This is a genomic window from Hymenobacter miniatus (assembly GCF_016427455.1).
Taxonomy (GTDB): Bacteria; Bacteroidota; Bacteroidia; order Cytophagales; family Hymenobacteraceae; genus Hymenobacter; species Hymenobacter armeniacus.
In genome coordinates, this window is the sequence record NZ_JAELXR010000006.1 from 296,227 (window position 1) to 322,024 (window position 25,798).

General features: G+C 62.9%; 24 protein-coding genes. 13 read left to right on the forward strand and 11 right to left on the reverse strand.

The window, feature by feature from the left end; all coding sequences use genetic code 11:
- Positions 1-26: 26 nt before the first annotated feature.
- Together dnaK and JAO73_RS12020 are read left to right on the forward strand one after the other, a co-directional pair.
- A complete protein-coding gene (dnaK, locus tag JAO73_RS12015; RefSeq protein ID WP_198977271.1) occupies positions 27-1,967 on the forward strand; it encodes a molecular chaperone DnaK in 1,941 nt (646 codons plus the stop codon).
- 198 nt (positions 1,968-2,165) lie between these two features.
- On the forward strand, positions 2,166-2,828 hold the full coding sequence (locus JAO73_RS12020) for an LEA/WHy family protein (protein ID WP_198977272.1): 663 nt from the start codon (positions 2,166-2,168) through the stop codon (positions 2,826-2,828).
- A gap of 68 nt (positions 2,829-2,896) precedes the next feature.
- Here JAO73_RS12020 and JAO73_RS12025 read toward each other — a convergent pair whose 3' ends face one another.
- Together JAO73_RS12025 and purE are read right to left on the reverse strand one after the other, a co-directional pair.
- The gene (locus JAO73_RS12025; protein ID WP_198977273.1) at positions 2,897-4,042 is read right to left on the reverse strand and encodes an endonuclease/exonuclease/phosphatase family protein; all 1,146 of its coding nucleotides are present in this window, start codon (positions 4,040-4,042) and stop codon (positions 2,897-2,899) included.
- Positions 4,043-4,135: 93 nt separating this feature from the next.
- Positions 4,136-4,621 carry a 5-(carboxyamino)imidazole ribonucleotide mutase gene (purE, locus tag JAO73_RS12030; protein WP_223827630.1) on the reverse strand — a complete coding sequence of 162 codons (486 nt, stop codon included), beginning with the start codon at positions 4,619-4,621 and terminating at the stop codon, positions 4,136-4,138.
- A gap of 201 nt (positions 4,622-4,822) precedes the next feature.
- Here purE and JAO73_RS12035 point away from each other — a divergent pair, with 201 nt between their 5' ends.
- The gene (locus tag JAO73_RS12035) at positions 4,823-5,443 is read left to right on the forward strand and encodes a MarC family protein (protein ID WP_190924126.1); all 621 of its coding nucleotides are present in this window, start codon (positions 4,823-4,825) and stop codon (positions 5,441-5,443) included.
- A gap of 46 nt (positions 5,444-5,489) precedes the next feature.
- Here the strand turns inward: JAO73_RS12035 and JAO73_RS12040 are convergent, their stop codons facing one another.
- Positions 5,490-6,167, reverse strand: a complete 678-nt coding sequence (locus JAO73_RS12040) for a response regulator transcription factor (protein WP_198977274.1) — start codon at positions 6,165-6,167, stop codon at positions 5,490-5,492.
- 11 nt (positions 6,168-6,178) lie between these two features.
- Complete coding sequence (locus tag JAO73_RS12045) at positions 6,179-7,687, reverse strand: sensor histidine kinase (RefSeq protein WP_198977275.1); 1,509 nt, start codon at positions 7,685-7,687, stop codon at positions 6,179-6,181.
- Between the two features lie 150 nt (positions 7,688-7,837).
- Between JAO73_RS12045 and JAO73_RS12050 the strand changes: the two genes are divergently transcribed.
- The 9 genes from JAO73_RS12050 to JAO73_RS12090 all read left to right on the forward strand — a co-directional run bounded on the left by JAO73_RS12050 (position 7,838) and on the right by JAO73_RS12090 (position 18,124).
- Positions 7,838-8,641: a GLPGLI family protein gene (locus JAO73_RS12050; RefSeq protein ID WP_198977276.1), complete on the forward strand. Its 804-nt coding sequence runs from the start codon at positions 7,838-7,840 to the stop codon at positions 8,639-8,641.
- Between the two features lie 21 nt (positions 8,642-8,662).
- Positions 8,663-11,470 (forward strand): outer membrane beta-barrel family protein, encoded by a 2,808-nt coding sequence (locus JAO73_RS12055; protein WP_198977277.1) that lies wholly within the window; start codon positions 8,663-8,665, stop codon positions 11,468-11,470.
- A 219-nt stretch (positions 11,471-11,689) separates the two neighbouring features.
- Positions 11,690-12,124 (forward strand): MarR family winged helix-turn-helix transcriptional regulator, encoded by a 435-nt coding sequence (locus JAO73_RS12060; protein WP_198977278.1) that lies wholly within the window; start codon positions 11,690-11,692, stop codon positions 12,122-12,124.
- Positions 12,125-12,276: 152 nt separating this feature from the next.
- The gene (locus JAO73_RS12065; protein ID WP_198977279.1) at positions 12,277-14,715 is read left to right on the forward strand and encodes a TonB-dependent receptor; all 2,439 of its coding nucleotides are present in this window, start codon (positions 12,277-12,279) and stop codon (positions 14,713-14,715) included.
- A 117-nt stretch (positions 14,716-14,832) separates the two neighbouring features.
- Entirely contained in the window at positions 14,833-15,858 is a 1,026-nt protein-coding gene (hemE, locus tag JAO73_RS12070; protein ID WP_198977280.1) for a uroporphyrinogen decarboxylase, read from the forward strand.
- A gap of 30 nt (positions 15,859-15,888) precedes the next feature.
- A complete protein-coding gene (locus JAO73_RS12075; protein WP_198977281.1) occupies positions 15,889-16,314 on the forward strand; it encodes a hypothetical protein in 426 nt (141 codons plus the stop codon).
- 8 nt (positions 16,315-16,322) lie between these two features.
- Complete coding sequence (locus tag JAO73_RS12080) at positions 16,323-16,511, forward strand: hypothetical protein (protein WP_198977282.1); 189 nt, start codon at positions 16,323-16,325, stop codon at positions 16,509-16,511.
- A gap of 150 nt (positions 16,512-16,661) precedes the next feature.
- A complete protein-coding gene (locus JAO73_RS12085) occupies positions 16,662-16,871 on the forward strand; it encodes a zinc ribbon domain-containing protein YjdM (RefSeq protein WP_198977283.1) in 210 nt (69 codons plus the stop codon).
- Positions 16,872-16,903: 32 nt separating this feature from the next.
- Positions 16,904-18,124, forward strand: coding sequence for a M1 family aminopeptidase (locus JAO73_RS12090; protein WP_198977284.1), 1,221 nt, complete (start codon positions 16,904-16,906; stop codon positions 18,122-18,124).
- A gap of 44 nt (positions 18,125-18,168) precedes the next feature.
- On the opposite strand, the gene JAO73_RS12095 is transcribed toward JAO73_RS12090, so the two are convergent.
- The 5 genes from JAO73_RS12095 to JAO73_RS12115 form a co-directional block, all read right to left on the reverse strand.
- Positions 18,169-19,164 (reverse strand): bifunctional heptose 7-phosphate kinase/heptose 1-phosphate adenyltransferase, encoded by a 996-nt coding sequence (locus JAO73_RS12095; protein ID WP_198977285.1) that lies wholly within the window; start codon positions 19,162-19,164, stop codon positions 18,169-18,171.
- Positions 19,165-19,309: 145 nt separating this feature from the next.
- The gene (locus JAO73_RS12100; protein WP_198977286.1) at positions 19,310-20,533 is read right to left on the reverse strand and encodes a pyridoxal phosphate-dependent aminotransferase; all 1,224 of its coding nucleotides are present in this window, start codon (positions 20,531-20,533) and stop codon (positions 19,310-19,312) included.
- Positions 20,534-20,604: 71 nt separating this feature from the next.
- A complete protein-coding gene (locus tag JAO73_RS12105; protein WP_198977287.1) occupies positions 20,605-22,626 on the reverse strand; it encodes a glycosyltransferase family 2 protein in 2,022 nt (673 codons plus the stop codon).
- Between the two features lie 142 nt (positions 22,627-22,768).
- Positions 22,769-23,383, reverse strand: a complete 615-nt coding sequence (recR, locus tag JAO73_RS12110; RefSeq protein ID WP_198977288.1) for a recombination mediator RecR — start codon at positions 23,381-23,383, stop codon at positions 22,769-22,771.
- 86 nt (positions 23,384-23,469) lie between these two features.
- The gene (locus JAO73_RS12115) at positions 23,470-23,751 is read right to left on the reverse strand and encodes an ATP-dependent Clp protease adaptor ClpS (protein WP_198977289.1); all 282 of its coding nucleotides are present in this window, start codon (positions 23,749-23,751) and stop codon (positions 23,470-23,472) included.
- A 134-nt stretch (positions 23,752-23,885) separates the two neighbouring features.
- On the opposite strand from JAO73_RS12115, the gene JAO73_RS12120 reads away from it, so the two are divergent.
- Positions 23,886-24,443 carry a hypothetical protein gene (locus JAO73_RS12120; RefSeq protein ID WP_198977290.1) on the forward strand — a complete coding sequence of 186 codons (558 nt, stop codon included), beginning with the start codon at positions 23,886-23,888 and terminating at the stop codon, positions 24,441-24,443.
- A gap of 76 nt (positions 24,444-24,519) precedes the next feature.
- Here the strand turns inward: JAO73_RS12120 and JAO73_RS12125 are convergent, their stop codons facing one another.
- Positions 24,520-25,164, reverse strand: coding sequence for a YceI family protein (locus JAO73_RS12125; RefSeq protein WP_198977291.1), 645 nt, complete (start codon positions 25,162-25,164; stop codon positions 24,520-24,522).
- A gap of 78 nt (positions 25,165-25,242) precedes the next feature.
- On the reverse strand, positions 25,243-25,728 hold the full coding sequence (locus JAO73_RS12130; RefSeq protein ID WP_190924092.1) for a MarR family winged helix-turn-helix transcriptional regulator: 486 nt from the start codon (positions 25,726-25,728) through the stop codon (positions 25,243-25,245).
- Positions 25,729-25,798 lie beyond the last annotated feature (70 nt).

Below are 25,798 nucleotides of genomic sequence, written 5' to 3' on the forward strand. Positions count from 1 at the left end.
TCCATCTTAACCAACACACCCCTCTCATGGGCAAAATAATCGGCATTGACCTCGGCACCACCAACTCGTGCGTGGCCGTAATGGAAGGCAACGAACCCGTTGTGATTCCCAACAGCGAAGGCCGCCGCACCACCCCCAGCATCGTCGCGTTTCTCGACGGGGGCAAGGGCGAGCGCAAGGTGGGCGACCCCGCCAAGCGCCAGGCCGTGACCAACCCCAAAAACACCATCGCCAGCATCAAGCGCTTCATGGGCCGCCACTTCAACGAAGTGACCGCCGAGACGAAGCACGTGGCCTACGACGTAGTGGCTGGTCCCAACAACACCGTGGCCGTGAAAATCGGTGACCGCAACTACACGCCGCAGGAAATCTCGGCCATGGTGCTCCAGAAAATGAAGCAAACCGCTGAGGACTACCTCGGCACGACCGTAACCGAAGCCGTTATCACGGTGCCGGCTTACTTCAACGACGCCCAGCGCCAGGCCACCAAAGAAGCCGGCGCCATTGCGGGCCTCGACGTGAAGCGCATCATCAACGAGCCTACGGCCGCCGCGCTGGCCTACGGCCTGGACAAGAAGCACAAAGACCAGAAAATCGCCGTGTATGACCTCGGCGGTGGTACGTTCGACATCTCCATCCTGGAGCTGGGCGACGGCGTGTTTGAAGTACTGAGCACCAACGGCGACACCCACCTTGGCGGCGACGACTTCGACCAGGTTATCATCAACTTCCTGGCCGACCAGTTCAAGTCGGACAACGAAGGCCTCGACCTGCGCAACGACCCCATGGCCCTGCAGCGACTGAAAGAAGCTGCGGAGAAAGCCAAAGTGGAGCTTTCCAGCTCGACCGAAACCGAAATCAACCTGCCCTACATCACCGCCACGGCCTCGGGCCCCAAGCACTTGGTGGTGAAGCTGAGCCGCGCCAGGTTTGAGCAGCTCGCCGACGACCTCGTGCGCCGCTCGATGGACCCGGTGAAAAAAGCCCTGCAAGACGCCGGCCTGAGCACCTCCGACATCGACGAGGTTATCCTCGTGGGTGGTTCGACCCGCATTCCCCGCATCCAGGAGGAAGTGGAGAAGTTCTTCGGCAAGAAGCCTAGCAAAGGCGTAAACCCCGATGAAGTGGTGGCCATTGGTGCTGCCATCCAGGGCGGCGTGCTCACCGGCGAAGTGAAGGACGTGCTACTGCTCGACGTGACTCCCCTGTCGCTCGGCATTGAGACGATGGGCGGCGTGATGACCAAGCTCATCGAGTCGAACACGACCATCCCGACCAAGAAATCGGAAACCTTCTCGACGGCTTCCGACAACCAGCCTTCGGTGGAAATCCACGTGCTGCAGGGCGAGCGTCCGCTGGCCAGTCAGAACCGCACCATCGGCAAGTTCCACCTCGACAGCATCCCGCCCGCACCGCGCGGCGTGCCGCAGATTGAGGTAACCTTCGACATCGACGCCAACGGCATCCTGAACGTAACCGCCAAGGACAAGGGCACCGGCAAAGAGCAGAAAATCCGCATCGAAGCCAGCTCGGGCCTGAGCGAAGCCGACATTAAGCGCATGCGCGACGAAGCCGCCGCCAACGCCGAAGCCGACAAAGCCGAAACCGAGCGCATCAGCAAGGTGAACGCCGCCGACTCGATGATTTTCCAGACCGAGAAGCAGCTGAAAGAGTACGGCGACAAACTGAGCGGCGGCAACAAAACCGCCATCGAAGGCGCGCTGGCCGACCTCAAATCGGCCCACGAAGCCAAAGACCTCGCCCGCATCGACAGCGCCATGGAAGCCATCAACGCCGCTTGGCAGGCTGCCTCGCAGGAAATGTATGCCGCCGGTGGCGCCGAAGGCGGCCAGCCCGGTGCCGGTGGCTTCCCCGGCGGCGACGGCCAGAGCCCGAACGGCACCGGCCAGGGCCAGCCCGCCGACCACGTGACCGATGTGGACTACGAAGAAGTAGACGGCAAATAAGGGCCGCAGACAGCGGGGCTTGGTGGGTTGACTAAAACTCACCGAGCCCTTGCAAAAAGGCCGGAGGCAGCAGCTTCCGGCCTTTTTCGTTCTCGGGGTTTTACCTTTAACCCTGCTTGCGCTTTCGCGTAAGCAGCGCATTGCTGCCGGCGCCGTTTGCTTCAGCGCGGCTTTCTGTATTGCATCCTATTCTTTCTTATGAAAATTTCTTCCCTCCTATTTCCTGCCCGCGCGCTGGCGTTTGGCGCCTTGTTCTTTGCCGCCGGCTCCTGTAGCGTGAGCGAGCAGGTGAAAGACAAGCCCAGCGGCAAAAACGTCTCGGCCGAAGCCCTCGAAAACGAGGCTTACACCCTGATGCAGTACCGCCTCAACTTCGTGGACGAGGCCAAGCTTGGCGGCCAGGACATCCTGTTTGTGCGCCAAGCCGCTGACATTGCCTCGCCCCAGCAACAGCAACTGCAGGCCGCCCTGAAAAAAGGCAACCTGCCGCTGCACCTCGCCATGCGCGTGTACGCCAAAAACCCCAGCCCGACCAGCGTGCAGCTCAAGCAGCTCGACTACAAGCTGCTGCTCGACGGCAAAGAGCTGACGACGGGCTCGACCGCCGCCAACACGCCGCTCGAAGCCAGCGCCATCGAAACCCTGCCCATCACCGTCGACATCAACGTGAAACCGGCCCAGCTCGCGGGCAGCACGCCCGCCGCTTTTGCCTCCGGCCTCACCGATTTCACGGCCGCCAACCGGCGCCTCATGGTGCAGATTCGCCCGCAGTACGTGGGAGCCACCGGCCGCCAGGTACCCGCGGCCGACTTCATGACCGTGGACCTGGTGACCAAGAAAAAGCCAACCGCGGCGAAATAGTCCGCCGTTCTTACGGCACAAAAAAGCCGCTCCGGTCGGGGCGGCTTTTTTGTGGCCCATGCGGCGGCCTACGAGTTGGCCGCGCTGGTTTCTACGGTTTCTTCTTCCTGCTCTTCGGCGAAGCCCTCGGCTATTTTTTCGTCGGCTTCGGCGCGGTCTTCGGCGTCGGCCTGCTCGGCGTTTTCTTCCTGCGTGGCTTTGTGCTGGGGCTCGTAGCTGAGGCGCACGAAAATGGGAAAGTGGTCGGAACCCACGTGGGGCAGGCGGCGCATGTCGACCACTTGGAAGTGCGCCGACACAAACACGTGGTCGAGCGGCCAGCGCAGCAGCCGGTAATCGGCGTGGAAGGTGGGCATCAGGCCGCGGCCCACGCGCGGGTCGAGCAGGCCCGATACGCGCCGAAACAGCTCGGAAGTGTGCGACCAGGCCACGTCGTTCATGTCGCCGAACACGATGGTGGCTTCGTCGCGGCGGTCCACCTCCTTGCCCACCAGCAGCAGCTCGGCGTCGCGCTTGGTGCTGGTTTTCGATTCCTGGGGCGCGGGCGGCTTGGGGTGCAGGCCGTAGAGGCGCACCCAGGTTTGGCTGTCGGGCAGCTGCACGTGGGTGTGCAGCGAGGGAATGTCGTCGTCGAGCAGGTACTTAATCTGACAGCCCTTCAGGGGCAGGCGCGAGAAGAACAGCAGGCCGTAGGTATTGTCGAGGGGCTCGTGGCAGGTGTAGGGGTGGGTTTCTTCGAGCGGCTGCAGCTGCTCGTGCCACCACGCATCGGTTTCGACGGCCATGATGACGTCGGGGTCGGCGGCGCGCACGGTGGCCAGGGCCAGCGCCCCCTCGCGGTTGTACTGCAGCACGTTCATCACCACAAGGCTGAGCTCGGCGCGGGGGTCGTGGGTGCGGGTGCTGTCGGCCACGTCTTTGCGCACCAGCCGCGTGTACGGAATAATGCGCAGCAACTGGTAGACCGTGGCCGCCGCCAACGCCAGCAAAAACAGCTGGTGGCCACGGCCGGCGTCGGCGTGGCCCAGGGCCAGGCTGGCCGCCGCCACCAGCACCAGGGCCAGCACAATCTGCAGGCGCGGAAAGTCGAACACCCGAATCCACCAGGCGGTGTGGCGCAGCAGGGGCATCAGCGTGGCCACCAGGGCGGCGCCCCCAATCAGCCAAACCGCCCAGTGGCTGGCAGTAAGCAATACAGAAACAAACGTGGGCATGAAGGGCAACGGGGTGGGAATACGGAAACAGGGCAGGAAAAGGGCCGCGCCCGGAGCAGGCGCCCCGTGCGGGCTGCACGGGGCGCCTGCGGCTTATAGGTCGTCCTGAAAGCCGCCCTTGCGCAGCTCTTCGATGGTGCGCATCACCCGGTCTTTGAGGGTAGTGCGGTACTTCTCCAGGGCATCGGCCAGGCGGGCGTTGTTGAGGGCCAGAATCTGGATGGCCAGCACGGCGGCGTTGGCGGCGTTGTCGAGGCCCACGGTGGCCACGGGCGTGCCGGCCGGCATCTGAATCATGCTCAGAATGGAATCGAGCCCCTGAATGGACAGCGTGCTGTTGATGGGCACCCCGATGACGGGCAGCGTGGTGAAGGCCGCCACCATGCCCGGCAGGTGGGCCGCCCCGCCCCCGCCACAAATGAGCACGCGCAGACCGCGCTTGCGGGCGCTTTCGGCGTACTCCACCATGCGGTGCGGCGTGCGGTGCGGCGACACCAGCGTGATGTCGTACGGAATGTTGAACTGGCGCAATAAATCGGCGGCGGCCGACATAATTTTCAGGTCCGACTTCGACCCCATGATGATGCCCACAATGGGGTTTTCGGTCACGGGGCGGTCGTTTTCAGTACCGGCGGAATGCTCGCCGGGGGAGGAGTCAGGAATCATGGGGTGGGAAGGCGAAAAAGCGTAAACTGGCCTACGCAAAGCGGCAGGCCGCCGTTGAGCCGGCAAAATAGTACTTTTCCGCCCGGTTCGGCCCCGCCACTACCTTTGCGCCCTATGGAAATTCTGCTCGCCACCTTCACCACCCTGTTTTCCATCGTCAATCCTTTCGGGGCCATGCCGGTGTTCCTCACCCTCACCGCCGACGACCGCGCCTCGGAGCGGGCGCGCACGGCGCTGCGGGCCTGCATCTACATGGTGATGGTGCTCACGGTGGCGTTCTTCGGCGGGCAGTACATCCTCAATTTTTTTGGCATCAACATCCAGCACCTGCGCATTGCGGGCGGCATTCTGCTCATGCGCTCGGCGTTTGAGCTGCTCACGCCCGGCGCCAACCGCGACCGGGTGGGCCCCGACGCCCTCGAAGAAAGCAAGCACAAGGACGACATCAGCTTCACGCCGCTGGCCATGCCCATGCTCTCGGGGCCGGGTTCCATGGCCATCTGCATCGGCCTCATCCGCCCCAGCTACGTCGACAAGGCCATGACCGTGCTGGGCTTCGTGCTGGTGGCCTTGGGCGCGTTCGTCATCCTGTTGTTTTCGCTGCGCCTCACGCGGGTGCTGGGCAAGCCCGGCATGGCGGCCATGTCGCGCATCATGGGCTTCATCACGCTGGCCATCGGGGTCAATTTCCTGGCCACGGCCATCTCGGCGCTGTTTCCGGGGCTCACGCGGTAGGGCTCGGACGTACGTAAAAGCACGTCCTGTTGCGCTTGTCGAACTGCTACAAAATCAGCTTGTAGCCGATGCCGCGCACGTTCACAATCTGCACCTGCGGGTCGTCTTTGAGGCAGCGGCGCAGGCGGGTGATGAACACGTCGAGGCTGCGGCCGTTGAAAAACGAGTCGTCGCCCCACAGCTCTTTGAGCACGGCGTTGCGCTCCAATACCCGGTTGCGCTGGTCATACAGCCGTTTGAGCAGCTCGGCTTCGCGGTTGGTGAGGGTTTCCTCCTGGGCGCCGAAGCGGAGCTTTTGCTTGGGATGGTCGAACTGGTAGCGGCCGATGGCAAGCGGGCCCACCGGGGCCGGAGTTGCGGCGGGCTGGCGCGACAGCTGGGCTTTGATGCGGACAATCAGCTCGTCCATGCTGAAGGGCTTTTTCAGGTAGTCGTTGCCGCCCAGCTCGAAGCCGCGCACCACGTCGGCGGGCTGCGAGCGGGCCGTGAGAAAGAGAATGGGCACCGCCGCATTCTCGCGCCGGATTTGCTCGGCCAGCGAAAACCCGTCGAGCTTGGGCATCATCACGTCGGCCACCACGATGTCGGGGCACTGCTGCCGAAACAGCTGCAGGCCGGCCTCGCCATCGGGCGCAAACTGCACCGCGAAGCCGCGGCTTTCCAGGCTGTCTTTCACGATGAGGCCGAGCGAGGGCTCGTCTTCGATGAGGAGAACGGTGGGCATGAGCTGATTTTCTAACCTTGTGGAATCCAGAGGGCAAACTCGCTGCCGCGCCCCAGCCCGCTGCGCACGCCGATGCGGCCGCCGTGGCGCTCCACCACCTGCCGCACGTAATACAAGCCCAGGCCGAACCCTTTGACGTTGTGCAGATTGCCGGTAGGCACGCGGAAGAACCGGTCGAAAATGGCTTCCTGGTAGCCGAGCTCGATGCCCGGGCCGTCGTCGGCCACGGTGAGGTGCCAGCCGCTGGGTTCCTGCCGGCCCCGGATGGTGATGGTAACGGCTTCTTTGGAGTACTTAATGGCGTTGTCGATGAGGTTGTTGATGACGTTGCCCATGTGCAGCTTGTCGAACTTGACGGCCGCGGCCGGCGCCACCTGCACGTCGAATTTCACGGGCTTGGCGGCCTGCAATTGGTGGCGGGCCACGATTTCGGCCACCAACTCGGCGGGCTGCACGGGCTCGGGGCTGAGCTCCAGCTGCTGGCGCTCGTCGATGGCAATGTTGAGCACTTTCTCCACCAAATCGGAGAGACGCTGCAGCTCTTTGCGCGAGATGCTGAGGTAGGTCTGGGTTTTGGCGGGGTCATTCAGCGCGCCGAAGTGTTGCAGCGCCTCCACGGCCGCCGAAACGGTGGCCAGCGGCGTCTTCAGTTCGTGCGTCATGTTGTTGATGAAGTCGTTTTTGACGTCCGACAGCTTTTTCTGCTTAAGAATGGTGCTCAGCATCAGCCAAAAGCAGCCCGTGGTGAGGGCCAGTAGCAGCACCGAGCCGCCCAACAGCCCCCCCATTTCCCGCAGGATGTAGGACGTAGGCGGCTGAAACGAGGCCCGGACGTACAGCTCGCGAAACGGATTGAGCGACACCGGCGGCGTTTTCACGCTGTAGCCGGCCCGCTCCGGCAGTTTGTTGAATGCTGCGGGGCGCGCGCCGGGCTGGCGCAGCGGGAGGCTCAGGGTGTCAAGCACCAGCAGCGCGTCGGCGCCGCGCAGGCGCAGCTCGCGGTGATAGTCGGCAGCCAGTTGGCGCAGGTCGGCGGGCTGGCCGCCGGCCCAGTTGTTGATGAGCAGCTTGGAAAGCTTGCGCACCATGGTATCGGCGGAGCCCGCTACCCGGCCGGGCGGCCGGTCGAGGCGATACACCCGGACTTCTTTCACCCCGTCGAGCCCGGTGCGAAGGGGAGCCGCTTTGTTTACATCACGCTGCACCAGCACATCGCGGCGCTTGCTCATGGCGGAGTCGATGCCCTTGCCCTGCAGCACCACGCGGTTGAGATGCCCGTCGTCGTCGGTGCTCTGGAACACCATGATGCGGTCTTTGGCACCCCGGCCGCGGTCGACGAACTGCCGGGCCAGGTCGAGCTGGTGGCGCTGCACCACGCTGGAAAGCGCCTCGCGCGCCGTGCGAGCAAACTGGCTTCCCGTGAGCTGGTAGGTGTTGTAGAGCCAGTAGGCCTGGAAGCCGTTGATGCCTACCATGCACGCCACCATGAGCCAGAAAATGGAGCGAATGCGGCGTTTCATGAGAAGGAGTATGAGGTGGGGTTTGGGCCAAACAAAAGTACGCAGCTGGAATGCGCATTCTGCCCCATTAACACTATTTAACACAGGATAACAGTACTTTACACAAAGATGCCGGTGCTTTGTAGCGTTCAATTCACCCCCGCTAACTCCATGAAAAACGCTGCAAAAAACCTGGTACTCACCTGCACCTTAGGCCTGCTGGCGGCTGGCGCCTCCCTGGCCCAAACCAGCGGCCGCATCAATTACGAAGCCACCCAACGCACCGACATGAGCCAGGTGCGGGTCATTATCAACGGCCAGGCCGTGAAGCCCGGTAGCCCCGATTTTCCGACCGACATTCCCGAGTCGCGCAGCTTCGGCATGACGTTGAGCTTCGCCGGCCCTTATGCCAAGGAGCAGCGCGAGGGAGGTGCCATGGTGATGCGCACCGTGGAGGACGGGCCCGGCTCGGCGCCGCAGGTGTCCCGCGTAGCCCGGCCCATCGAGGAAACAGTATACCTCGACCTGGCCAACCGCAACACCACCACGGTGCTCACGGTGAAGAAGGACGACGGCGCCACGGCCTACCGCACCGAGGCCCCTATCCCCGCACCGGCCAACTGGACGGTGACCTCGCAAACCAAGAAAATAGCCGGCTACACCTGCCGCAAGGCCACCGTGCCCTACAAAAAGGAAACCTACACCGTGTGGTTCACCACCGACTTGCCCTTCACCTACTCCCCCGTGCGCGACCTCACACCGGAAAAAGGCGTGGTGCTGGCCCTGGAGAGCGAGCAGGAGCAATTCCGAGCCGCCAAAGTGGACCTGAAGCCGGTGCCCGAAGCCGAGGTGCAGCCCAGCGCCACCGCCCAAAAAGTGACGGCCGCGGAGCTGAAAGACGCCCGCGAAAAAGCCATGGCCGACTTCCGCCAGAAAATGATGGAGGGGGGTGGCCTGCGCATCAACCGCAACTAGTACCCTCGCCCTACCCTTCTCATGCGCCTTTTTCTGCTATTCGGTTTGCTGCTCGGCCTGGCTACGGCCGGCCGGGCGCAGGCCCCTACCCGACCGGGCCCGGGCACCATCCGCGGTACCCTGGCCGATTCGACCACCGGCAAGCCCCTGCGCGAAGCCTCCGTGTCGCTGACCCTGGCCAAGGATTCGAGCTACGTCACCTTCGGCATCACGGACGGCGACGGGCGTTTTGCTCTTAAAAACGTGGCCGTGGGCAATTACAAGGTGCTGGTGTCGGCGCTGGGCTACCGCGCCCGGCTGCTGCCCGTGAGTGTGACGGCCGCCAGTTCCGCCCCCAACCTTGGCCTGCTGCGCCTGGGCCAGCTCAGCCAGAAGCTGGGCGAGGTGGTAGTAACGCAAAACGCCGCGCCCGTGACCCTGCACGGCGACACCGTGGACTTCAACGCCAAAGCCTTCAAAACCCAGCCCAACGCGGCCGTGGAATCGTTGCTAAAAAAGCTGCCAGGCGTGGAAGTAGACCGCGACGGCAGCATCCGCGCCCAGGGCCAGGCCGTGAACCGCGTGCTGGTGGATGGCAAGCCCTTCTTCGGCGACGACCCCAAAATGGCCACCCGCAACCTGCCGGCCGACATCATCGACAAGGTGCAGATGTACGACCAGCAGAGCGACCAGTCGGCCTTTTCGGGCATCGACGACGGCAACCGCCAGCGCACCCTCAACCTGGTGACCAAGCGCGACAAGCGCAAGGGCTACTTCGGCACCAACGGCGTGGGCGTGGGCACCGATGGCCGCTACCAGGCCCGCCTGGGGTTGAACCGCTTCAACAACGGCCGACAGATTTCGGCCCTGGCCCAAGCCAACAACCTCAACCAGCAAGGCTTTTCGGACAACGGCGGCCCGGCTTCGGCTAATTTCGGGCCGCCGGCCGGGGGGCCCAGCGGCGGGGCGGTGCTGCGCATGGACGGCGGAGGTGGGCGCCAGAACGCCCCCGGCGCCAACAGCCAACCCACGAACATCACCGAGTCGGGCGCCATCGGCCTGAACTATCGCGACGCCTGGGGCAAGAAGGCCGAGGTGGCCACCAGCTACCTGGCCAGCCGCGCCACCGTGACCACCGACCAGCAGCTTCGGTGCCAGAACGTGGCCGGCAACACCGGCCCCGAGGCCGGCCAGCCCATCGTGACCGACCAAAGCCTACTGAACCGCACAACCACTACCGGCCACCGCTTCAACATGCGGCTCGATTACGTGCTCGATTCCCTTACTTCGCTGCGCCTGACGCCCTACGCTTGGTGGCAAACCACCGACCTGGCCCGCCAGAATCAGCAGCAAACCAGCGTGGGCAACCGCCTGCTCAACCGGGGCTACAACAGCTACGCCGGCAACACCGACAACCCTAACGGCGGCGGCAACTTCCTGCTCATGCGGCGCTTCGCCAAACAGGGCCGCACGTTCTCGGCCAACCTCAACTCGACGCTCAGCAACCATGACGTCGCCGATTTTAACCGCAGCACCACCTCGTTTTTCGACGCCTCGGGCACGCCCCTGCCGCAGGCCACGCAGCAGCTCAACCAGCGCATTGAGCAATTCACGCCGGTGCGCAACCACGCGCTGACGCTGTCCTACGTCGAGCCGCTGTCGCTGCGCACCAAGCTCGAAACACATTACACGTTCAACGACGTGCGCAACAACGGCCGCCGTTTCACCACCGATTTCAACGAAGCCACGGGCCAATACGACCGGTTGAACCCTTTCCTGAGCAACGAGTTCACCAGCCTCTACCAGTCGAACCGGGCGGGCCTCACGCTGCAAAAGCGCCGCCTGCGCTACACCGTGGGCGTGGGCCTGGACGGCCAGCAGGCCGACCTCACGGTGCGCAACCTCTCGGCCGACACCACCGTGCAGCGCCGCTTTACCAGCCTGCTGCCCAATGCCTTGTTCAGCTACACGGGCAGCCGCAACCGCCAGCTGCGCCTCAACTACCGCACCCGCCTGAACGCGCCCAGCGCCACGCAGCTGCAGCCCGTGCGCGACAACTCCAACCCGCTCAGCATCCAAACCGGCAACCCGGCTTTGCGCCCCGAATACGTGCAGTCGCTGGTAGCCACGTTCTCGCAGTTCAACGCCACCACCAACCGCAGCGTGTTCGGCTTGCTGAACGGCAGCCGCGTGGATGACCGCATTGTGTCGGCCACCACCTTCGACGCCCGCGGCGTGCAAACCACCCGCCCCGTGAACGCCAACGGCTTTTACAGCCTGAACGGCTTCCTGTCGGTGGGCCAGCGCCTGGCCACCCACAAAATCAACCTCAACCTGACCACCAACGCCAGCTTCGTGAAGTCGCCCAGCTTCGTGAACGGCCTCGCCAACACCGGCCGCACCTGGAGCCTGGGCCAGGGCGCCAGCGCCAACTCGGCCTTCAACGAAACGCTGGAGTTCGGCATCAGTGCCAACGTAACCTACCAGAACGCCAGCTACTCGCGCCTCACCGACCAGAACACCGACTACCTCACTCAGACCCTCACGGCCGACGTGTACTACCAGTTGCCCGCCCGCTTCGTGCTCACTTCCGACCTCTGGTATAGCAACAACACCGGCCGCGCCGCCGGCTACAACCAGCGCATCGCCCTCTGGAACGTAGGCCTGGCCCGCCAGTTTTTCGCCAACAAGCAAGGCGAGCTAAAGCTGCAAGTGTACGACCTGCTGAACCAAAACCGCAGCGTGGTCCGCAACACCACCGAAACCTACGTGGAGGACGTGCGCAGCCGCATTCTACAGCAATACTTCCTGCTGAGCTTCACTTACAACCTGCGGCAGTTCGGGAAGTAAGTAGCAATCCTTCACCAAGAATAAAGAACGTCATGCCGAGCGCAGCGCAGCATCTTGCGCGCTTCGAGTAACTGCTACCACCAGCGAGATGCTGGGCTGCGCTCGGCATGACGCACTTCTTCCATCCGCCATTGCACCCCTTTTCTCCTACAAACGAGTCACCCGCGAGCGAAGGCAATTTCTATGATATATCATACATCTTACCTTATCTTTGCCTTGATGCTGAACTCCATCCTCTTTTACTCGCTCGACAAGGCCATCCGGAGCTACCGGCGGCTGGCCCAGGCTAATATTGACCGGGCCGGCCTCGACATCACCGTGGACCAGTGGCTGGTGCTGCAAGTGGTGCTGGAGCACGACGACCTCACGCAACAGGAAATTGCCGAGCGGGTGTTCAAAGACCAAGCATCGGTGGCGCGCATGCTGGCCCTGCTCGTCAAGCGCGGGCTGCTCCTCGGCATCCCCCTTCCGAACGACGGCCGCCGCACCCGGCTCCGCGTGAGCGAAGCTGGCCACCAGATGCTGGACGCCGTGCAGCCCATCATCCTCGCCAACCGGGCCATGGCTTTGGCCGGCATCGCCGAGGACGACCTCACGATGCTGCAGCAACTGCTAGAGCGCATTGCGCAGAACTGCGCCCCGGTAGCGAATTAGAATTCTTAGCTAAAACAGACATCCTCGCTGAAGAAAATTTTCTTTTCTGCGCAACCTTCATGACATATCATAATCTTTTGCTCGCATGAGCAAATCCGCATTTGGCTCTCCCACTCACCTTTTTTCTGCAAATCTTTTTCCGGCTCCTCTGTATGAAACCTTACCTGCCACTTTCCTCCCCGCTGCTACTGGCGACTGGCTTACTGCTCAGCACTTTTCAAGCCCGGGCCCAGGCCCCTGCCGATGTGCGCGGCTCCGTGCTCAGCGCCGACCGCAGTCCGGTCGAGTTTGCGACCGTCACCCTGCACCGCGCCACGGATTCCACGGTGGTAAAATCCGAATTCAGCGACGCCAAGGGCTTGTTTCAATTTGAACGGGCTCCGGCGGGGCGTTACCTCGTGTCGGCGGCGCAGGTGGGGTTTGAGCGGCGCTGGTCCCAGCCGTTTGATGCCGCCGGGCAAGCCGTGGAGCTGCCAACCCTGACACTCGCCACCAGCGCGGCCACGCAGCTGAAGGAGGTGAAAGTGGTGGGCCAAAAGCCGCTGTACGAGCGCGAGGCCGACCGCACCATCGTGAACGTGGAAGGCTCGACGCTGGCGGCCGGCAACACCTCGCTGGACGTGCTGCGCCGCTCGCCGGGCGTGACCGTGGACGGCAACGACAACCTGGCCCTGCGCGGCCGCCAGGGCGTGCTGGTCGTCATCGACGGCAAGCGCCAGCCCATGACCGGCACCGAGCTGGCCGAGTACCTGCGCGCCCTGCCCGCCGAGCAGCTCAAGAGCATCGAACTGATAACCAACCCGCCAGCTAAATACGACGCGCAAGGCGGCGCCGGCATCATTGCCATCAACCTCAAGAAAGACCAGAAGCTGGGCACCAACGGCAACGTGAACCTCACCTACGGCCGCGGCGAATACAACCGGTACACCGGCGGGCTGAGTGTGAACCACCGCCAGAAGAACCTCAATCTATTTGGGTCTTACAACTACTCCGACCGGTCGTTTTTGAACATCCTAACGCTACACCGCGATTTTTACGGCCCCACGGCTGGGGGGGGCCGCGCGCTCGTGAGCACCGCCGACCAGGACAACCGCCAACCCGTGCAGGTGTGGTCGCACAGCTGGCGCGGCGGGCTGGACTACAACCTGTCGGACAACACCACGATTGGGGCCGTGGTGAGCGGCCTCAACAACCGCAACACCCCCGCCGGCACCAACCAATCGGTGGTGTACGACCTGCTGCGCAACCAAGTGCAGCGCTACAATGCCACCAACACCGGCGAAAACCGTTTGGACAACGTTTCCGGCAACCTCAATTTCCGCCGCACGTTCGCCAACGCCTTTGGCCCGCAGGAGCTGACGGCCGATGCCGACTACGCCAGCTACCACACCCGGCGCGACCAGCTGCTGCAAACCTATTTCGAGCGCGAGCCCACCCTGGCCAACAGCCTGGACCAGGACGGCCGGCTGGCCATTCAATCGGTGAAGGCCGACTACACGCAGGCCCTCAGCAAAGCGCTACGGCTGGACCTGGGCGCCAAATCGAGCCTGGTGACGGCCGACAACGACCTCAAAAATTTTACCAACGGGCAACTGGACTTGACCCGCTCGAACCGCTTTCGCTACGACGAGAACATCAACGCCGGCTACGTGAACCTCAACTACAGCCAGCCCAAGCTCACGTTGCAGGCGGGCCTGCGCGGCGAGCAAACCAAGGCCACGGGCAAACAGGACCGCGAAGTGAAGTACAAAGATTTCAAACGCAACTACTTCCAGCTGTTTCCGAGTGCGGCCATCAAGCGCCAGTTCACGGAAAACCACGAGCTGGCCGTGTCGCTGAGCCGGCGCATCGACCGGCCGGGGTATCAGCAGCTCAACCCGTTCCGGCAGCTCATCGACCGCACCACTTCGCAGGGCGGCAACCCCAACCTGCTGCCCCAAACCAGCTACAACGTGGAGCTGACGCACACCTTCAAACAGAAATACAGCCTGGGCCTGAGCTACAGCCGCACCAGCAACCCCATTGTGGGCACGGTGGAGCCCGAATCGGAAAGCACCGTGATATCCACCTTTCGCAATCTCGACCTGCAGCACAATTACGCCCTCACGCTGACGGCCCCGGTGGACATCACGAAGTGGTGGAAGACCTACAACAACGCCGTGCTGTACTACAACCGCTTCAACGGCGCCGTGGCGGGCACCAACCTCGACCGCGGCGGCGTGAGCCTGACCCTGACCTCGAACCACACTTTCACCTTCGGCAAGGGCTGGGGCGCCGAGCTCAATGGCAGCTACCAGTCGCGGGAAGTCGATGGTTTCTTCGTGTCGCGCCCCAACGGGGAGGTCAGCGCCGGCGTGCAGAAAAGCTTGTGGGAACGCAAAGCCACCCTGAAACTGGCCGTAAACGACATGTTCTTCTCCCGCGTGGGCCGCGTCACGTCCACCTACGACAACTACGTGGAGCGTTTCGTGATGCGCCGCGACTCCCGCTTCGTCAACCTGACTTTTGGCTACCGCTTCGGCAACGACAAGGTGGCCCCCACCAAACGCCGCACCGGCGGGGCCGAGGACGAAAAGCGGCGCGCGGGCTAAGGTTGGCGGCGGGGCATTGCCCCCCTCGCTACAGAAGCAACGTCGATTTTCGCAAGGGTGCACTTTTCGGACTGGGCTGAAAGCACCGGGCCGAAGGGTGTACCTTTGCCGTTCCTTATGCTGAAAAACGACCTTTTCCTCCGCGCTGCCCGTGGCGAAGCCACCGAGCGCACCCCCGTTTGGCTGATGCGCCAGGCCGGCCGCATCCTGCCCGAATACCGCGCCCTGCGCGCCCGCCTCTCCGGCTTCAAAGAGCTGGTGGAAACCCCCGAGCTGGCCGCCGAGGTCACCATCCAGCCCATCGACGCGCTGGACGTGGACGCTGCCATCATCTTTTCCGACATTCTGGTGGTGCCCGACGCCATGGGCCTGCCCTACGAAATGGTGGAAGCCCGCGGCCCGCTGTTTCCCAGCGTCATCAAGACGGCCGCCGACGTCGACAAGCTCCGCATCCCCGACCCCGAGGAAGGCCTGGGCTACGTACTCGAAGCGCTGCGCATCACCAAAAAAGCCCTCAACGGCCGCGTGCCCCTCATCGGCTTCGCCGGCGCCCCCTGGACGCTGCTGGCCTACATGGTGGAAGGCCACGGCTCCAAAACCTTCTCGAAAGCCCGCGGCATGCTCTACCGCGAGCCCGCCCTGGCCCACCAGCTGCTGGCCAAAATAACGGCCACCACCATCGCCTACCTCAAGGCCCAGGTGGCCGCCGGCGCCCAGGTGGTGCAGGTGTTCGACTCCTGGGCCGGCACCCTGCCGCCCGCCCACTACACCGAGTTTTCGGCCCGCTACATCGCCGAAATCACCGAAGCCCTGGCCCCGCTCGTGCCCGTCACCGTGTTTGCCAAGGGCGCCTGGTGGGCCGTGCCCGAGTTTGCCGCCACCGCCTGCCGCACCATCGGGCTCGATTGGAACCAAGACCCGGCCCAGGTGCGCTCGCAGGCCGGCAACAAAACCCTGCAGGGCAACCTCGACCCCTGCGCCCTCTACGGCACCCGCGAGCAGGTGAAAGCCGCCACCGAAACCATGCTGCGCCAGTTCGCCGGCGGCCCTCACATTGCCAACCTCGGCCACGGCGTTTACCCGGACACCGACCCGGACAACGTACGCGTGTTCGTGGACACGGTGAAGGCCTGGCGGGGGTAATTATGCTTCACCCTGCCAATCGAAGCATTCATGTCTGAGGATTTAGTCCTGCTAGAATTAAATGCGCGCTGGAATTGCGACCTGCCTTTTGGTTGGGTGCCTATTACCGGGCCGGCTGATAATTCGGAAGAATTAGAAATCTATGATTTGGATGCTTTTATTGAGTGGTTTGATGACGATGCCATCATACACCTTCTTGCAGAGACATTCGGCATTTCCGCTGGCTATGAAATTGTAGAGGGAGGCGCGGTAGAATTCATTGCATTAAACAAGTGCGTGTTTGGCTACAATGGCCTCGAACATATGTACACCGACGCTGCTTTTCATTTTCTGCTTTATTTCTCGCACGAGGATTCTGTAACAGCAGGCGGCAAACGCTTAATAGAAGCAATTCATAGAGCTTGGCCAGATTATAAAAGTCACTTCTGGCCACCGGCATCCTGGCCCTCACACTAAACTGTACCATGACCACCTTCGGCACGCCCTTCTACATCACCCTGGCCCTCCTCTTGGGCTTGCTCTTCTTCATGTGGCGGTGGTACCTGCGTAAGTCCGAGCGCTCCGGCATCGAGACTTTTATGGTGGTGCTCATTTCGATTGGCAGCCTTTCGCCGGTGTTTTTTCTGGCTTACCTGCTGCTCTTCCGCCGTTAGAACGAGGTAGAAACGCACTATTTGTGTCTCGCCTTCGAACGACTGGAACCGTACCTATCGCGCAGCCGTGGCAGACCAATGCAAATGGCGCGGCCGACGAGACGCAAAACATTGCGTCTCTACCTCGTTCAAAAAACCAAAATCCCGCTAATGGACGTCAAAGACAGCAACGGTGCCCTGCTCGCCGAAGGCGACTCGGTTACCCTCATCAAAGACCTCAAGGTAAAGGGCTCCTCGCTCACTCTTAAGCGTGGCACGTTGGTCAAAAACATTCGCCTCACCAACAGCGCTGCCGAGATTGAAGGCCGCGCCGGCGGCAGCACGATGGTGCTGAAAACTGAATTTCTGAAGAAAGCCTAGTGCTGAAGCAAGCACTAGCTTTCCTACTGGGGTTGCTGGGTTTTGCCTCGGTAGCGCAGGCGCAGCCCAAAGCACGCATCCTGCTCAAAGTAGCGCCCGATACCCGGCATTTCTGGTGCCGCTACACCGTGCGGCTACCGGCCGACACGGCGCGCGGCCCCCGATTCTTCAACCTGGGCCGGAATTTCTCCGTGCTGGGCGTGCGCAGCCCACGGCTAAGCGGGCTTTCCATTCGGCCCTACCTCTACCCAGCGTTTCAAGATACCGTGCAGGGCATTGCGCTGGGCTACCGCAATGCCAGCCGGCGCCGCAAGCGCGTCACCATTATTTACGCGGGCACGCTGTCGGACCGGTTTGCTACCGCCCGGGTGCTGGAGTTCAGCCGCTCCACGCTCTGGCTCCCCTTCCATCCCTACCAGGAAGATGCCCCACTTGCCTACACCCTGGATGTGCAAGTCCCGGCCGGCTATACCGCGGTGAGCACCTGCCCGCCGGTGAGACAGCGCGCCGGACGCTTTCGCTTCCGGGGCCGCACATCGGCCATTGAACCCACGGTGCTGGTGGGCCGCCAGTTTCATCGGCTGGCGGCCGCGCCGCCCGGCCCGGCAGTGGCTGTCGTGAAGGTAGAACCTTTGTTGCCAGTCGATACCCTGCTGCTGGCCGAGGCCACGCGCATCTGCGGCTACTATAACAAAACCATTGGCCGCCGCGACACCATTCAGCGCTTCACGGTGCTGCTGCCCGGCACCAATCGCAACGCCTTTGCATTGTTAGACAACGCGGTCGACATCACCTACTCCGATTTCGATGTGCGCAAGCGGGGAGACCGGCTCATTCTGGCGCACGAAATCAGCCATAAGTGGTGGGCCTACGGCTCCATCAGCAGTTATGAGGAGTGGCTGAACGAGGCCTTCGCCACCTACTCCAGCCTGCTCTACCTGCAAGCCAGCGGCGACACCACCGCTTTCCGACAAGAGCTCAATGCCCGGCTCAAAGACGCCACCGGTGTACCCGCCATCATCGGCTTCGACCGCCGCAAATACGACTACCCCACCACCCGCCGCGTGGTGTACGCCAAAGGCACGGCCGTGCTGGCCGCCCTGCACGCCCGCGTGGGCAATGAGCTGTTTATGCGCATCTTGGCCGCCACGGCGGCGCACAAAATTGCTGCCACGAAGGCTTTTTTGGTGCTTGTCGCGCAAGAGGCTGGGATGGAAACCAGCCAGTGGCTGCGGCAGCAACTAAGCCGCTAACCAGTCAGCTCACCGTTAAGCATCTCGAGCTAGAATGAGGCTTGTTACAGCCCCGTTTCCTGGGCTTCCTCCAGCAGCCGCTGCTTCTCCACGGGCACCACGCCCACTTGCTCGCACACCAGCCCGCCGCCCAGGTTGGCCAGTGCGGCCGTGAAGGCCGCCGACCGGCCCAGCGCCACGCACAGCGCCGCGATGCTGATGACGGTATCGCCCGCGCCCGACACGTCTGAAATGGTTCGCAAGTGGGCCGGCAGATAGGTTTTTTGGTTGTGTTGCTGGGCAAATATCCCGTATTCTGACAGCGTCACCAGCACGGTTTCGGGCGTGAGCACCTCGTGTAGCCGGGCCACAGCGGCCTCGAAGCCGGCGCGGTCGGCCACGGGGTCGCCAAATTCCAGCTTCAGGCCCTCGCGCAGTTCCTTCAGGTTGGGCTTGAAGAGCGTGCAATGGCGGTAGGCCAGGAAGTTCTTTTTCTTGGGGTCGACCACCGTGGGGACGCCGCGCTGCCGGGCCCGCGCAATGCACTCCGTGATGATAGCCTCGTTGAGCACGCCCTTGTCGTAGTCCTCAAACACCACCACGTCGGCGCGGGCCAGCAGGTCGTCGTAGGCAGCCAGCAGCTGCGCGCTTTCGTCGGCGTCGATATCCGTTTCTACTTCCGAGTCGATGCGCAGCAGTTGCTGGCCGTGGGCCAGAATGCGCTGCTTTACGGTGGTGGGCCGGTTGGCGCTGCGGATGATGCCATCGGCCGGCAGGCCGCTTTCGTGCAGCAGCTGCAGCAGCTGGTCGCCGCCCGCGTCGGTGCCAATCACGGCGCACAGCAGCGGCGTGGCGCCGAGAGCTTGCACGTTCAGCGCCACGTTGGCGGCCCCGCCGAGGCGCTGCTCGGTGCGGGCCACGTGTACGATAGGCACCGGCGCTTCCGGCGACAGCCGCGTCGAGCGGCCCCACACGTAGGCGTCCACCATCACGTCGCCGATGATGAGGACGCGCAGCTTGTTGAAGTCGTTGAAAAGGTCGGTTAACGAGGTCGTAGGCAAGGTTTCGCTAGATTTATGCCGCTCCAAAAAACGTCATGCAGAGCGCAGCGAAGCATCTCGCGTGCTGAAAGAACCTCAATCGTGCAGGTGGTTTTCGAGCGAGATGCTTCGCTGCGCTCTGCATGACGTGCTTTATCGGGACAATTTAGGCCAGCTTCGCCAAGCTTGCCTTCACCCGCCGGAAGGCTTCCACCAGCTTGTCATCGGCGGCAGCGGTGCTGAAGCGCATGCATTCCGGCGCCCCAAAGGCCTCGCCCGACACCGCCGACACCAGCGCGTCGTTCAGCAGGTACAGAGCCAAGTCCATGGAGGTGTTGATGGTGCGGCCATCGGGCGTGGTGCGGCCGAAGTAGGCCGACACTTCCGGGAAGATGTAGAAGGCCCCGCTGGGCGTAGGCGTTTTGAAGCCGGGAATGTCCCTCACGATGTCCAGCACCAAATCGCGCCGCCGCCGGTAAGCGGCCACCATTTCATCGGCCGAACCGCGCCCACCGCGCAGGGCCGCCAGGCCGGCGCGCTGCGTGATGGAGCAGGTGCCGGAGGTAATCTGGCTCTGCATCTTTTCGCAGGCGTAGGCGATGTCGGGGCGGGCGGCCAGGTAGCCCAGGCGCCAGCCCGTCATGGCGTAGCCCTTCGAGAAGCCGTTGACGGTGATGACCCGGTCGTGCACTTCCGGAAACTGGGCCAGGCTCACGTGCTCGCCCACGAAGTTGATGTATTCGTAAATCTCATCGGCCAGGGCGTAGACGTGCGGGTGGCGGGCCAGCACTTCGGCAATGGCACCCAGCTCTTCGCGGCTGAACACGGCACCCGTGGGGTTGCAGGGCGACGAATACATCACCAGCTTGGTGCGGGGCGTGATGGCGGCTTCCAGTTGGGCGGCCGTCACTTTGTACTCGTTTTCGAGGGTGCCGCGCAACGGAACGGCGGTGCCGCCGGCCAGCTTCACCATCTCCTCGTAGCTAACCCAGTAGGGCGAAAACACGATGACCTCCTCGCCGGGGTTCACCAGGCTCATCACGGCGTTGGCCAGGGCCTGCTTGGCGCCGGTGCCCACCACAATCTGGTTGGGCTGAAAATCCAGGTTGTTGTCGCGCTTGAACTTGTCGCAAATGGCCTGCCGCAGGTCCGGAATGCCGGGCACCGGCGTGTAGAAGGTGTAGCCGTCGTCCAGCGCCTGCTTGGCGGCGTCCTTGATGTATTGCGGGGTTTGAAAGTCGGGCTCGCCGAAGCTGAGGTTGATGACGTCGAAGCCCTTGGCAATGAGCTCCCGGCACTTCTTGGCCATGGCAATGGTGGCCGATTCCTGCATGTCCTGCGCACGGGCAGACAGCGGCGAAACAAGGGCAAGCGTAGCGTTTTCAGACATAGGGGCAACCCATTGGCGGGCCCACAAAGCTACGGCAACCCTCGCAGAAGCAGGCCAAAACCCGGCGGCGCCTACTTCCCGCCCAGGTGGCGCCAGCAGCGCCAGAGCACCCGCAGGTCGGTGCTGGTTTCGTAGTCTTTGGCGTAGAGCAGCTCCAGGCGGCGCTTGGTGGTGTCGTTGAGCGGGGCGGCCGACACGGCCGCATCGGCCGGCGACACCACGGCGGACACCGTGCGGGCCGGGCCGGCGGTGTAGCGCAGGCCCACCCAGGTGCGACGGCCCAGCAGCACGGCCACGCAGTTGCCCAGAAACCGGGACTTGTGCGGCTGCGCCCACACGTGCAGCGGCGACGTTGCCAGCAGGCCGAGGCTCAGCAGCACGTCGAGCAGGCGCTTGGCGCGGGCCTGCCGGGGCTGGTACAGGTTGAGGGCAATGTCGAGGGCGTAGTAGTCGCCGGGCGAGTCTTTGCTGCTGCTCCCGATGATGTACTGGCTGTCTTCGGGCAGGATTTTGTAGGCCACCGGCGGGTCGGCCGGCAGGCTCAGCATGAGCGTGATGATGCGGCTGGCGGGCAGGTCCTTGCCGCAGAAAATCAATTCATTCAGCTCATACAGGCGAATGATGTCGGCCAGCTGGCGAAGCTCGCCCAAGGGCTCCTCCGGGGCTTCGGGCAGGGCGGCGTGACTGGCCGAATAGTACGCTTCGGCCCCGGCCGGCACCAGATTCTCGACCGGCGCCAGGGCCACGTAGCCAATCACGCGGGCCTGCACGCTGGCCGCTTCGAGGAGCTTGCGCACCCGCCGGCTCTCGGGGCCCGAGCCCACGATGGCGATGTTTTTCTGGCGCCGCTCGCTCATGCGCAGGTCGCGGTACTTGATGAAATGCGTCAGCAACTGCCGACCCACCAGCGCCGCCACGGCCCACACCCCGCCCAGAATAATCAGGGCTTTGGAGAAGCGCCAGGCATCGAGAAAATTCGACGCCGCCGAAATCAGCAGCGTGCCCACAAACACGCCGCGCGCCATGCGCGAAGTGCGCACCGGCGGGTCGTAGCCCCCGCTGAGGTAGGCCGACGTGAGCCACACCAGGATGTAGGCGGGCACGGCCACGGCCATGTACTGCGGCGGGTAGTCGCCGGGCACAAACTTGTGGTTGCGCTCCCAGTAGCTTTTCAGGAAGTACATGCCCACCCAAATCAGGCCCGCGTCGAGCAGCAGGGGGGCCAGGCGCACGGCCAGCCGCTCCAGCACCGCCGCGCCGGCCCGCAGCCAGATGGCGGCGTTTATCAGCAGCGAAAACAGGCCCGCCCGGCCCGGCGCGAAGTGCTTGCGGGCAAAGATGACCATGGCCCGGTAGAACACAAACACGTAGTTCACGCTGGTGCGCTTCGTGCTTTCGCCCTTGTAGTGAATGATGCGGGTGCCGGGGAAATAATAGTTCTTCCAGCCGCCCTGGGTGAGGCGGTACGAGAGGTCGATGTCCTCGCCGTACATGAAGTAGTCTTCGTCGAGCAGCCCCACCTGGTCGAGGGCTTCCTTGCGCAGCAGCATGAAGGCGCCGCTGAGCACTTCCACCTCGTGGGTTTCCTCGGGGCTGAGGAAACCCAGGTGGTAGCGGCCGAACGTGCGCGACCGGGGCATGAGCTTGGCCAGGCCAAACATTTTGTAGAACGCCACGGCCGGCGTGGGCAGCGCGCGCTTGCTTTCGGGCAGAAAGTGGCCCTGGCCGTCGAGCATTTTCACGCCCAGGCCGCCGCATTCGGGGTGCGCGTCCATGAACTCGCAGCAGGCCCGGAAGGTGTCTTCCTCCACCACGGTGTCGGGGTTCAGCAGGAGCTGGTACTGGCCGGTGGCCTGGCGCAGGGCTTGGTTGTTGCCCCTGGAAAAGCCGGGATTGTGGCGGTTGGCGATAATGTGCACTTCCGGAAACCGCTCGCGCACCATGGCCACCGAGCCATCCACCGAGTTGTTATCAACCACGAACACCTCCACGGGCTGGCCCAGCTTCTCCACGGCGCGGCGCACCGAGAGCAGGGCCTGCTCCAGGAAATAGCAGACGTTATAGTTGACAATGACGACCGAGAGTTTCACCACAAGGGACGAAATTACGCATTTCCCTTGGGCTTGAGGCTATAAAAACGCTTTTTGTCAAGTGCAGCTTCCGGCAGCAAAAAGCCCCGGTTCCGCACGGAACCGGGGCTGTAGAACTTGCAAAGCTGGCCGCTGCGAGTCGCGCCTACCGCGCCTGGCGCAGGCGCTCCACAATGCTGCGGCCGAGCGTAATTTCGTCGGCGTATTCCAGCTCGCCGCCCACCGGAATGCCGCGGGCAATGGTGCTGATGTGCACGTTGGGCAGGTCGCGCAGGCGGCGCGAGAGGTAAAAGGCGGTGGTATCGCCCTCCATGGTGGGCGAAATGGCCAGGATGACCTCCCGAATTTCGGAGTCCTCGGCGGCCGCGCGCTCCACCAGCGAATCAATGTGCAAATCGGACGGGCCAATGCCTTCGATGGGCGAAATGACGCCGCCCAGCACGTGGTACACGCCCTTGTACTGGCCGGTGTTTTCGATGGCGATGACGTCGCGCACGTCCGACACCACGCACACCAGGCTGTGGTCGCGCAGCTTGTTGGCGCAGATGCCGCACTCCTCGCTGTCGGAAATGCTATGGCAGGTCTTGCAGTAGGTGATTTCGAAGCGCATCTTGGCCAGGGCCTCGGCCAGGGTGGCGGTGGTGTCCATTTCGGCCTTCAGCAGGTGCAGCGCCAGGCGCAGGGCCGTTTTGCGACCAATACCGGGCAGGCGGGCCAGCTCCCCGACCGCGTTTTCAATCAGTTTAGAAGGAAATTCCATTCAGTTTTAGTGGTCAGTTGGTAGTTGGTAGTTGTTAGCCATGCAGCGCCAGCACTTCCTGACAACTACCAACTAACAACCAGCAACTAGATAACGTCGGCTGAGATGCCGCGGTCGTGAATGGCGGTGCACTGCGGCTCCAACTCTTCGTAGGTGCCCACCTTCACGGTGCACTGGCCTTTGTAGTGGATGAGCAAGGTGCACTGCTCGGCCTGCTCGGGCTGGTGGCCGCACACGTCCATCAGGGTTTTGATGACGTGGTCGAACGTGTTTACGTCGTCGTTGTACACAACGAGGTTGCGCAACTCAACTTCTTCTTCGAGCAGCAGGACGTCCTCATCGTGCTCAATTTGCGGGCGGGTGTTCATAAGGGCAAATTTACGCAGGAAAGCCCGCGTGGGGCAGCTGGTAATAACTGAAAACGGCGCAGATTCGTTTCGTGAGAATGGCGTGATTTGCCTGCTGCGGCCGCTATTTTGCGCCGCCCTCCCCTCCTACTTCCATGCCCGTCCCTTCCGCCGAATTCAAAAAAGCCCTCAAGCGCCTCAGCGAGGCCGAAAAAGAAGCCTTGCTGCTGCGCGCCGTGCGCCGCGACGCCGAACTCTACGAAACCTTTCGCTTCGAGCTGCTGGCCGACGTGACCCTGGCCCAGGTGCAGGAAGAAACCGCCGACCGCATCCACGAGCTGTTCAACGTGGCCGTGACCGGGCGCCTGCTCAACCGCAGCCTCGTGAAGGCCGTGCGCGCCAGCGTGCAGGAGGCCGCCCGTGCCCGCCGCATCACCAAAAACAAGCAGCTCGAAATCGACCTGCTCCTCTACATCCTGCGGCAGTGCATCGACAACTATTCCGGACAGTTCGACAGTGTGTACGACGGCTTCTACAACGCCACGGCCCGCTTGGCGGCCCGCGTACCGGCCCTGGTGCTCAAGAGCCTGCACGAGGATTTGTGGGTGGAGTACAAGTCCGACCTCGACGAGATACTGCGCGACCTCCACAGCCGCAAAAAAAGCCACCAGCTCAAGTTCGAGCTGCCCCGGACATTCGAGATTCCGGAGTAGCGCCCCACTCCCCCAGCACGCAAAAAGCCCTGCCGATTCCTCGGCAGGGCTTTTTTACTTGAATGCCCGAAAGCAATTAGGCCTTCTTGGCGATGACGTTGAAGGTCAAGTCGAAGGTGTCGTAGATGGCTTTGTCGCCGATGCTCTCGAAGAAGGACTTCGAGCCGTATTTCAGGCCGAACTTGGTGCGGTCGATGGTCACTTTGCCGGTGGCCGAGGCCAGGTCGCCTTTCACGCCGACTTTGGCGGGGAAGCTGATGCGCTGCGTCACGCCCTTGATGGTCATGTCGCCGGTGATGGTGGCGTTGTCAGCGTCTTTGGCGGCGCCTTTGATGGGGGCTACGCTCACGATTTTGAAGGTGGAAGTGGGGTACGTGGCCACGCCGAAGAAGTCGTCGCTGCTCATGTGGCCCACAAATTTGCCTTGGCTTTCGGCATCCTTGATGTCGGTGGCTTTCATGGTCTTCATGTCGACGGTCACGGTGCCGCCCACGATGGCGTTGCCTTTCACCAGCAGTTCGCCGCTGCTGAAGTTCATGGTGCCGTTGTGGCCGTGCGTCACGGCTTTGCCTTCCCAGCCCAGGGTGCTCAGTTGCGGCTGCAGGGCGTAGGCGGGGGCGTTGGTGGCCATTTTGGCGCTGTTGTTCTTTTGGGCCGAAGCGGCGGGAGCGGCGCCCAGTACGGCAACAGCAAACAGGGCGGGCAACAGGTATTTTTTCATCTTGAAGAAAAAAGTAAAAAAGGGTTGATTTCGAAATGGTGCGGCCGGTGGGCCACTAACTAAAAAATGTGCCAAAGGCTACTCGCAGGAAGGCACGGCGGGAGTTGCCCCGTCTTCGGTCCTGATTTTGTCGAGCAGCGCGTTGAGTTGGCGGGCTTCGGCTTCGCTGAAGCCCTTGGGAATGGCATTATCGAGCAGGCCGGAGTCTTCGATTTGCTGCAGCAAGTCGAGGCCGGCGGCGGTGATGCGGATGTCGACGGCGCGGCGGTTGGCCGGGCACACGGTGCGGGTCACGAGCTTTTTCTCCTCCAGCCGGTCCACGATGCGGGAAGCGTTGCTGGTCTTATCCAGCATGCGGTCGATGAGCAGCGCCACCGTGGCGGGCTGCGGGTGCTGCCCGCGCAGAATGCGCAGAATGTTGAACTGCGGCAGCGTGAGGCCAAACGACTTGAACGCCGTGGCTTGGCGCAGCTGCAGCCAGCCAGTGGTATACACCAGATTGATGATGGCCTTCTGGTACTCGTCGCGGAAAATGGGCTGCTTGATTTCGTCTTCGATGCGCATGGGAGGCAGTGGAATCGAGTGCAAATATAATGTACATACATTAAATGTCACAACATCGTTCCAAAAAATA